The sequence below is a fragment of the Nonomuraea turkmeniaca genome, assembly GCF_005889735.1.
Classification (GTDB): Bacteria; Actinomycetota; Actinomycetes; order Streptosporangiales; family Streptosporangiaceae; genus Nonomuraea; species Nonomuraea turkmeniaca.
The window spans coordinates 1-7879 of the sequence record NZ_VCKY01000360.1 but is presented as its reverse complement, the minus strand read 5'-3'; the positions used below and the strand labels follow the sequence as shown (position 1 = coordinate 7879).

Sequence of the window (7879 nt, the reverse complement as noted above, 5' to 3'; positions counted from 1 at the left end):
GGCATTCGCTGCTGGCGATCCGGTTGTTGTCGCGTATCCGTGCCCGGCTGGGTGCGGAGGTGAAGATCCGGATGTTGTTCGAGTCGCCGACGGTGGCGGGGTTGGCGGCACGCCTGGCCGGTCCGGAGCAGGAGCAGGTCCGCTTGGCCCTGCGGAAGGCTGAGCGGCCGGAGCGGGTGCCGTTGTCGTTCGCGCAGCGCCGGTTGTGGTTCCTGGGCCAGCTGGAGGGCCCGAGTCCCACGTACAACATCCCGCTGACCGTTCCGCTGACCGGAGCCCTGGACATCGCGGCGTTGAACGAGGCGCTGCGGGACGTCATCGCCCGCCACGAGTCGCTGCGGACGGTCTTCCCGGCGGTGGAGGGTGAGCCGTACCAGCGGATCCTTGACCCGCAGGAGCTGGACTGGCAGCTGCAGGTGCGCCAGGTCCAGGCAGAAGAGCTGGCCGAGGCGGTCAAGGAGGCCTCGCGCTACGCGTTCGACCTCTCGGCCGAGGTGCCGATCCGGGCGTGGTTGTTCGAGACCGGACCGGAAGAGCGGGTGTTGGTGCTGGTCGTGCACCACATCGCGGGCGACGGCTGGTCGACGGCGCCTTTAGGCCGGGACGCGTCGGCCGCGTACGCGGCGCGGCTGCGCGGCGAGGCGCCGGTGTGGGAGCCGCTGCCGGTGCAGTACGCCGACTACGCGTTGTGGCAGCGGCAGCTGCTCGGCGACGAGTCCGACCCGGGCAGCCTGCTGTCGACCCAGGTCGACTACTGGCGGCAGACCCTCGCCGGAGCGCCGGAAGAACTGGAGCTCCCCTACGACCGGCCGCGCCCGGCAGTAGCGAGCAACCGCGGGCATGCGGTGCCCTTGCGGGTCTCCGCCGAGGTGCACGAGCGGCTGGCGGAGCTGGCCCGGGCCGAAGGCGTGACCACGTTCATGGTCGTCCAGGCCGCGCTCGCCGTGACCCTGTCCCGGCTCGGAGCCGGCACCGACATTCCGATCGGTTCGGCGTTCGCGGGCCGCACGGACGAAGCGCTGAGCGATCTGGTCGGGTTCTTCGTCAACACGCTGGTGATCCGCACCGACCTGTCCGGCGATCCGGAGTTCCGGCAGCTGCTGGCCCGGGTCCGGGAGACCAGCCTGGGCGCGCTGGCGCACCAGGACGTGCCGTTCGAGCGACTGGTCGAGGAGCTGGCGCCGGAGCGGTCGATGGCCCGGCACCCGCTGTTCCAGGTGGCACTGACCGTGCAGAACGTCGAGCGGGCGACACTGGAGTTGCCGCGGGTGCGCATCGGCGGAGGGGCCCAGACCGGCGAGATCGCCGCCACCGTGTGGGCCAAGTTCGATCTCGAAGTGTCGGTCCGGGAGGCGTTCGACGACCAGGGCCGTCCCGCCGGGCTGCGCGGGATGGTGGTCGCCGCGGCCGATCTGCTGGACGTCGACTCGACGGAGGCGCTGGTCCAGAGGTTCACCCGCGTGCTGGACGTCGTGACCGCGACCCCCGGCACGCGGGTGCACGCCGTCGACATCCTCGACGCCGGCGAGCGCGATCTGATGCTCGACCGGTGGAACCAGACCGCGACGGGCGTGCCCGCCTCGACCATCGTGGCGCGGTTCGAGGAGCAGGCGGAGGCCCGTCCAGATGCCCCCGCCGTGGTGGCGCGCGGCGTGGAGCTGTCGTACCGGGAGCTGGACACGAGGGCGAATCGACTCGCGCACTACCTGGTCGAACGCGGTGTGAAGCCGGAGACCACGGTGGCGGTGGCCGTCGATCCCGGTGCCGAGCTGATCGTGGCGTGGCTGGGCATCCTCAAGGCGGGCGGCGCGTACGTCCCGATCAACACCGAATATCCGGCCGAGCGCATAGCGTTCATGCTCCGCGACGCCGCGGCGGTCGCGGTTCTGACCACCGCGGGCACCCGCGACCTGTTCGCCTCCTTCGGCGTGCCGATCGTGGCGCTCGACGATCCCGGCACGATCGGCGAGCTCGCCGGCCTCGACGCGAACCCGCCGCCGTGCGGCCTGCGCCCCGAGCATCCCGCACACGTCATCTACACGTCCGGTTCCACCGGTCTGCCCAAGGGCGTCGTCGTCCTCCACGAGGGGGTCGACCGTGTGGCGCGGCATGTCCGCGTGGAAGCCGACGACGTGGTCAGCCAGCTGGCCTCGGTGACGTTCGACGCCAGCACCCTGGAGGTGTGGGGTGCCCTGCTCAACGGGGCGACCCTGGCGATCCCGCACCAGGCGGAGCAGTCGGTGACCGAGCTGCGGGACTTCCTGGCCGCGCACCGCGTCACCACCACATGGCTGACGGCCGGGCTGTTCCACGAGGTCGTGGACGCCGATCTGCGGGCACTCGCCGGAATGCGCGAGGTGTGGGCCGGCGGCGACGTGCTCTCCCCGGCGCACTGCCGCCGCATGCTGGACGAACTGCCCCAGACCGAGCTGACCAACGTGTACGGCCCGACCGAGTGCACCGTCTTCACCACCACCCACCCGGTGCAGGCCGCCGAGCTGCGGTCGGGCGGCAGCGTACCGATCGGGAGCCCGGTGGCGGCCAGCCGCGTCTACGTTCTGGACGCCTCGCTGCGGCCGGCGCCAGTAGGCGTGCCCGGCGAGCTCTACACGACCGGTGCCGGGTTGGCCCGCGGTTACGTGGGGCGGCCCGGCTTCACCGCCGAGCGGTTCGTGGCGTGCCCCTTCGAGCCGGGGCAGCGGATGTACCGTACCGGGGACCGCGCGCAGTGGACTCGGGACGGCCACCTGCTGTTCCTGGACCGGGTCGACCAGCAGGTGAAGATCCGCGGGAAGCGGATCGAGCTGGGCGAGGTCCAGGCTGCGCTCGCCGGGCACCCGGCCGTGGCGCAGGCCGAAGTGATCGCCCGCGAGGACGTGCCCGGCGACAAGCGGCTGGTGGCCTACGTGGTGCCCGCACGCGGCGGGGCCGACGAGGGGACCGCGCTGCTCGAGTACGTGGCCGAGCGCCTGCCCGCCTATCTGGTGCCTTCGGCGGTGGTGGTGCTCGACCGCCTCCCGCTCACCGTGAACGGGAAGGTGGATCGCCGGGCTCTGCCCGTCCCCGACTACGCGTCCCAGTCCACGCCGACCGGCCGCAGACCCGCCACGGTGCAGGAGGAGATCCTGTGCGGGGTGTTCGCGGACGTGCTGGGCGTGGCGTCGGTGGGCGTGGACGACGACTTCTTCCGGCTCGGCGGGCACTCGCTGCTGGCGACGCGCCTGGTGTCGCGGATCCGGGCCGCGCTCAACGTGGAGCTGCCGCTGCGGACGCTGTTCGAGGCGCCGACCCCGGCAGGGGTGGCCGCCCACTTGGCGGCGGACGGCGATGGCCGGGTGCGGACGCCGCTGCGCGCCGCGGCGCGTCCGGAGCGGGTGCCGTTGTCTTTCGCGCAGCGCCGGTTGTGGTTCCTGGGCCAGTTGGAGGGCCCGAGCTCGACCTACAACATCTCTGTCCCGGTACGGTTGACCGGCGAGGTGGACGTGGCGGCGCTCAACGCCGCGCTGCGGGACGTCATCGCCCGCCACGAGGCCCTGCGCACGGTGTTCCCCGCCGTGGACGGCGAGCCGTATCAGCACATCCTGGACATGGACCAGCTGGACTGGGCGCTGCAGGTGTCCCACGTCGAGCCAGGGGAGCTGGCCGGCGCCGTGCGGCAGGCGACGCGGTACGCGTTCGACCTTTCGGCGGAGACGCCGATCCGGGCATGGCTCTTCGAGACCGCCGGGGCGGACGAGCGGGTGCTGGTGCTGGTGGTTCACCACATCGCGGGTGACGGCTGGTCCACCGCGCCGCTGGGCCGGGACCTGTCGACGGCGTACGCGGCCCGCGTACGCGGCGCCGCGCCGGCGTGGGAGCCGCTGCCGGTGCAGTACGCCGACTACGCCCTGTGGCAGCGGGACCTGCTCGGCGACGAGTCCGACCCGGAGAGTCTGCTGTCGGCCCAGGTGGAGTACTGGCGGCAGGCCCTGGCCGGGGCGCCGGAGGAGCTGGCGTTGCCGGTGGACCGGTCACGTCCGGCGGTGGCGAGTCATCGCGGGCACGCGGTGCCGGTGCGGGTGCCGGCCGAGGTCCATCGGCGACTGGCGGAGCTCGCCGGGGCTGAGAGCGCGACTCCGTTCATGGTGGTACAGGCCGCCCTCGCGGTGACGCTGTCCCGGCTGGGGGCCGGCACGGACATCCCGATCGGATCGGCCGTGGCCGGGCGTACCGATGAGGCGCTGAACGACCTCGTCGGGTTCTTCGTCAACACGCTGGTGATCCGCACCGACCTGTCCGGGGATCCGGAGTTCCGGCAGGTGCTGGCCCGGGTCCGGGAGACCAGCCTGGGCGCGCTGGCGAACCAGGACGTGCCGTTCGAGCGGCTGGTGGAGGAGCTGGCGCCGGACCGGTCGCTGGCCAGGCATCCCCTCTTCCAGGTGATGCTCACCGTGCAGAACACCGAGCGCGCGGCGCTGGACCTGCCCGACGTGAGCGCGGGAGCCGCACGGGTGGACGGGGCGTCCTCGGCGGCCAAGTTCGACCTGGAGATGTCGCTGTCGGAGACCTTCGACGCGCAGGGACGCCCGGCGGGACTGCGCGGGTGGATGACCGGCTCGGCGGACCTGTTCGACAGCGGCTCGGTCGAAACCATGGCCGAGCGGTGGATCCGGGTGCTCGACGCGGCGACCGCGGCCCCGGACGCCCCGTTGCACGCGGTGGACCTGCTCGACGCCGACGAGCGCGATCTGGTGCTCACAGCGTGGAATGACACCGCGGCCGACGTCGCGGACTCGAACATCGTGGCGCTGTTCGAGCGGCAGGCGGCCGCCGACCCGCACGCGCCGGCCGTGGTGGCCGAGGGTGTACAGCTCACCTACGCCGAGCTGGACGCGGCCGCGAACCGGCTCGCGCATCATCTACGCGGCATCGGCGTGGACGCCGAGTCGGTGGTCGGCGTGTGCCTGCCGCGCGGAGCCCAGATGATCATCGCGATTCTGGGTGTGTGGAAGGCCGGTGCCGCTTACCTGCCGATCGATGGGCAGTTGCCCGCCGAGCGGGTGCAGCTCATGGTGGCCGATGCCGGCACGCGGGTGGTGCTGGCCGACCGGGGCCGGACCGGGCCTCTCGTCGAAGCTCTGACCGGGGTGTCGGCGGTATGGCTCGACGACCCGCGGGTCCTGGAGGACCACCCGGAGACCGCGCCGCCCCTGGCCGTGAACCCGGCCGGCCTGGCGTACGTGATCTACACCTCCGGATCGACCGGCACGCCGAAGGGCGTCGCGGTCGCCCACGGCTCGATCCCGAACCTGGTGTCGGTGTTCAAGCCGTTGATGGGCGCCGATCCCGGCGTCGGGGTGTTGCAGTTCACGTCGTTCAGCTTCGACGCGTCCGTACTGGATGTGGCGGTGACGCTGGCGAGCGGGGCGACGCTGTGGATCGCGAGCGAGCGCCAGCGCACCGAGCCGCGCTTGCTGCGGGAGCTGTCCGGGGTCGGCGCGGCGAGCGTCGTTCCGTCGCTGCTGGCGGTGCTGGAACCGGAGGACTTCACACACATCGGCCCGATGGTGGTGGGTTCAGAGGCGATCAGTGAGCCGGTGGCGCGCCGGTGGGCGGCCGGCCGGCGGCTGGTGCACGCGTACGGCCCGACCGAGGCCACGGTGATCGCGGCCGTGGGGCAGGTGGACCCGGACGGGTCCGGGCCGGTGCCGTTCGGCGGGCCGATCGCCAACACCCGCCTGTACGTGCTGGACGACAGGCTGAACCCGGTCCCGGTCGGCGTCGCCGGTGAGGTCTACGTGGCGGGCGCCGGGCTGGCGCGCGGGTACGCAGGCCGTCCGGCGTTGACCGGTGAGCGGTTCGTGGCCTGCCCGTTCGGCGGTTCGGGTGAGCGCATGTACCGGACCGGAGACCTCGCGAAGTGGACCGCCGATGGCCAGTTGGTCTTCGCCGGTCGTGCCGATGAGCAGGTGAAGATCCGCGGGTTCCGGATCGAGCCGGGCGAGGTCGAGGCCGTCCTGCTGGCGCATCCCGGCGTCACCCGGGTCGCGGTGGTCGCGCGGGAGGACACTCTGGGCGACAAGCGCCTGGTGGCCTACGTGGTGCCCGCGGACGCGGGCGCCCTCGACGCCGCCGGTCTGCGGGAGTTCGCGGCAGGGAGGCTGCCGGAGTACATGGTGCCCACGGCCGTGGTCGCGCTCGACGAGTTGCCGCTGACGCCCAACGGCAAACTCGACCGCCGGTCGCTTCCGGCCCCGGAGTACACGAGCGGGTCGGGGCGGGCTCCGGCCACGGTGCAGGAGGAAATCCTGTGTGCGGCCTTCGCCCACGTGCTCGGGGTGGAGTCGGTCGGGGTCGACGACAGCTTCTTCGAGCTGGGTGGTCACTCTCTGCTGGCGGTCCGGCTGGCGTCTCGCATCCGGGCCGCGCTGGGTGTGGAGTTGCCGCTGCGGACGCTGTTCGAGGCTCCGACGGTGGCCGGTCTGGCGACGCGGTTGGCGCAGGGTGAGTCGGACCGGGTACGTCTGCCGCTGCGGGCGATGGCGCGTCCGGAGCGGGTGCCGTTGTCGTTCGCGCAGCGGCGGTTGTGGTTCCTGGAGCAGTTGGAAGGCCCGAGCCCGACTTACAACCTGCCGACGACGGTCCGGCTGACCGGCGAGCTCGATCCCGCCGCGTTGAACGCGGCCTTGCGGGACGTCATCGCCCGCCACGAGTCGCTGCGCACCGTCTTCCCGTCGGCGGAGGGGGAGCCGTATCAGCACATTCTGGATGTGGATGAGCTGGATTGGGCGCTGCAGGTGTCCCAGGTGGAGGCTGAGGAGCTGGCCGGGGCCGTGCGGCAGGCGACGCGGCACGCGTTCGACCTGGCAGTCGAGGTGCCGATCCGGGCGTGGTTGTTCCAGACCGGGGCCGAGGAGCAGGTGCTCGTGGTCGTGGTGCATCACATCGCTGGTGACGGCTGGTCGATGGCGCCGCTGGGGCGGGACTTGTCGGCGGCGTATGCGGCTCGTGTGCGGGGTGAGGCTCCGGTGTGGGAGCCGTTGCCGGTGCAGTATGCCGACTACGGGCTGTGGCAGCGGGAGTTGCTGGGTGCGGAGTCCGATCCGGAGAGTCTGCTGTCGGCGCAGGTGGAGTACTGGCGGCAGGCCTTGGCCGGGGCGCCGGAAGAGCTGGCGTTGCCGGTGGACCGGCCGCGTCCGGCGGTCGCCAGTCACGTCGGCCACGCGATGGCGCTGCGCGTCCCGGCCGAGGTGCATCAGCGGCTGGTCGAGCTGGCCCGGGCCGAGGGTGTCACGGTCTTCATGGTGATGCAGGCCGCGCTGGCGGTGACGCTGTCGCGTCTGGGCGCTGGAGTGGATGTTCCGATCGGGTCCGGTGTGGCCGGGCGTACCGACGAGGCGCTCGATGATCTCGTCGGGTTCTTCGTCAACACGCTGGTGATCCGTACGGATCTGTCGGGGGATCCGGAGTTCCGGCAGGTGCTGGCCCGGGTGCGGGAGGCCAGTCTGGGAGCGCTGGCGCACCAGGACGTGCCGTTCGAGCGGCTGGTGGAGGAGCTGGCGCCGGTCCGGTCGCTGGCCAGACACCCGCTGGTTCAGGTGGTCCTGACGCTGCAGAACCAGGAGCGTGCCGGGCTGGACCTGCCCGGTGTGCAGATCGGGTCGGCCGCGACGGCGGCGGATGCTCCGGCGACGATGCCGGTGAAGTGTGACGTGGAAGTCATGGTGGGGGAGGCGTTCGACGAGCAGGGCCGGCCGGCTGGATTGCGCGGGTCGATGGCGGTGGCGGCGGATCTGTTCGATGCTTCGACGGCGGCTCGGATTGCTGGCTGGTTCGTGCGGGTGCTGGATGTGGTGACGGCGGCGCCGGAGATCTCGTTGCATGAGGTGGAGGTGCTGGA

The 7879-nt window shown here is 72.1% G+C and carries 1 protein-coding gene; it reads left to right on the top strand.

Going from position 1 to position 7879, the window contains the following annotated elements:
* Nucleotides 1-7879: amino acid adenylation domain-containing protein (locus ETD86_RS50975; RefSeq protein WP_138673828.1), on the top strand; the 7879-nt coding region annotated here is incomplete at both ends.